Origin of the sequence: Sulfitobacter sp. (assembly GCF_041552635.1) — a bacterium.
GTDB lineage: Bacteria > Pseudomonadota > Alphaproteobacteria > Rhodobacterales > Rhodobacteraceae > Sulfitobacter.
On record NZ_JBFEKM010000317.1, the window covers coordinates 1 to 2,187 of the forward strand.

Below are 2,187 nucleotides of genomic sequence, written 5' to 3' on the forward strand. Positions count from 1 at the left end.
ACAGCCTCAACATCCGATCTGTCGCGACTGTGTCACTTTCCTTGTTTTGTCTCTGTCTATGTCCCTGTCGTGTAGGACACTTGAGGACAGAGTGACGAACCGATTGAAATAATTAAACAATATCTAAAGACTGTCCTCGAACTGTCCTGCAAATGTCCCCAAAGTGTCCTGCGGACAGTTCACCACACCCCTCACATCGACCGCCGTTGCGGCGCGCGTGACAGGTCCATGCGATGATCTGCCCACGCCATCATCGCTTGCTCGACCCAGCTGGTGTTGCGATACCCGACGCCTTGCTTGACCAGCCACTCGTCCATCCATTTGACGGCAGCATCGTTCTTGCTCATCTCGGTCTGAAGACCCGCTACAGTCGACCGCAGCCGCTGGACCCGCTTGACCGTGTTCGCTGCTTCCATCTTGGCCCGATTGTCTTCCTTGCGCGACACAGCCTCGATCAGCATGTCCAGCACGACCGGGTGCATCAAACGCACCTCATCGCCACAGCGACACGGCCGCCATTTATGCAACGGCCCGTATTCAAGCTGGCACAGGGTCTTGAGCTCGCTTTCCGAAATCATCAGCAACTTTGCCAGCACTTCCATGTCATTCGGAATCGTGCCCACCGGCGACTGATCACAAGCGATGTTGATCAGATCGAAATACAGGGCGCGGCACTCGGCACGCCCCTTCAACCGCATGTCAGAGTTTAGCCAACGCCGCCGTTCCCAAACCATGAAGAAGTGGCTGTTCAACCGGTCATCGCGCGTCAGCGGGTATTCCTCGATCTCCGAGGTGTCGACCAGCGCAAGACGCCCCGGTGAATCAACCAGCCCCACGATCAGACCCCCGCCCGCATGCGCAAGACCCGCAGCAGCCGCGTCTGATGTGGCAGATCACCGGCTTTTGTGTTGATCGCCTTAAAGCGGCTGACCAGATCGCCCGTCTCGACACCCAGCTCATCCGCAACAAGCGCCGCGCCCTTTCCCTTCATCAGACCGGACAGGATCTCGAAATCCATCAGCTTCGACCACCCGCCTTTGTAGCCAACCGCATCAAGATGCGTGTTGATCGCGCGATCCTCCGCAGAGAGGGTCTGCTCGGGCGGCTTGGGCGCACAGGCTGCCCGCTTTTTGCGCGTCACCGCATCAGCAGCCGCCTTTACCTCACGCGCTGGAACCTTCACCTCAGATGGCGCATCGGGCACCGTGATGGGGGCTTTAGCCGCTTCGCGCGCAATGGCTTTCATCTTCATGCCAACACCGCCTTTGGTCCTGTTCAAGGTCGTGGCGATTTCTTCGCAGGTTTTGCCATTCTCGACCGCAGCCGCGACGATCCGCAGCTCTGCAGCCGTCCAAGGGCCCGTTTTGTGCGTCGCTTGGCGCGTCGGCTCGGGCTTTGGCTCTGGCGGGGCTGGCGTCACAGTGTCAGGAACATCCAGCCGCACAGGTTCCGGCGTGTCGGTCACTTCGACCGCTTCGATGGCCGTGCTGGCTGCCGCGTGAGAAAAGCCCACTGACACGATGAAATCCGGCAGGTCGAACGCCACATTAACGCGCCCGCCATCGCCGAATGTCACTTCAGGATCAAACCCGATACGGTCCAGATCATCCTGAGCGCGCTTCAAGAACTGCACCGCATCATCGCACTGCTGAACGGCTTTGGAAAAACTGGCGACTTCGGCCTGCATGTTCAGCAGGGAAACGGCCCGCTGGCTGCACAACCCTTCAAGCTGGTCAATCACACTCATGTCACATGCTCCTTTTGCTGGATGTTTGCATCTACAGCTGCCCGCACACGCGCGCAGGCCGCCTCGAAATGCTCTGATGATTTCTCAATCCCGATGGCGCGCCGGCCCGCGTTGAAGGCAGCAACCAATGTGGTGCCCGACCCCATAAAGGGATCGAGAACCAGATCGCCGGGATCGGATGAATTGTTGATGTAAAGCCGCATCAAATCGATCGGCTTTTGCGTCGGGTGGACAGCACCGTCAGGCCGCGCCAAACGCACAACGCGCTTGCTGCCGCCGTGCCGGATGTCGCGCGCACGGCCCTTCCACAAAAACAACGTGAATTCGCTGTCCTTCATGTAATACCGCGTCCGGTTCGGCACGATCTTGTCCCACACCAACAGGCTATGAAACTTGAACCCCGCGCCGATAAACCCGCTATGCGCCGCAAACAGGTTGCT

3 protein-coding genes are annotated in these 2,187 nt (G+C 58.8%); all 3 read right to left on the bottom strand.

Annotated features, from left to right (window positions below; genetic code table 11):
* Positions 1–191: 191 nt before the first annotated feature.
* Positions 192–836, bottom strand: a complete 645-nt coding sequence (locus ABYT07_RS20580) for a hypothetical protein (protein ID WP_372993865.1) — start codon at positions 834–836, stop codon at positions 192–194.
* Positions 837–838: 2 nt separating this feature from the next.
* The gene (locus tag ABYT07_RS20585) at positions 839–1,747 is read right to left on the bottom strand and encodes a hypothetical protein (RefSeq protein ID WP_372993866.1); all 909 of its coding nucleotides are present in this window, start codon (positions 1,745–1,747) and stop codon (positions 839–841) included.
* A partial coding sequence (locus tag ABYT07_RS20590; protein WP_372993867.1) for a site-specific DNA-methyltransferase occupies positions 1,744–2,187 on the bottom strand: 444 nt, incomplete at its 5' end. The genes ABYT07_RS20590 and ABYT07_RS20585, both read right to left, overlap by 4 nt.

What these genes read in the sequence shown, in the direction of transcription:
- ABYT07_RS20585 (WP_372993866.1), bottom strand. Translation starts at nt 1,747, where the DNA reads ATGAGTGTGATTGACCAGCTTGAAGGGTTGTGCAGCCAGCGGGCCGTT.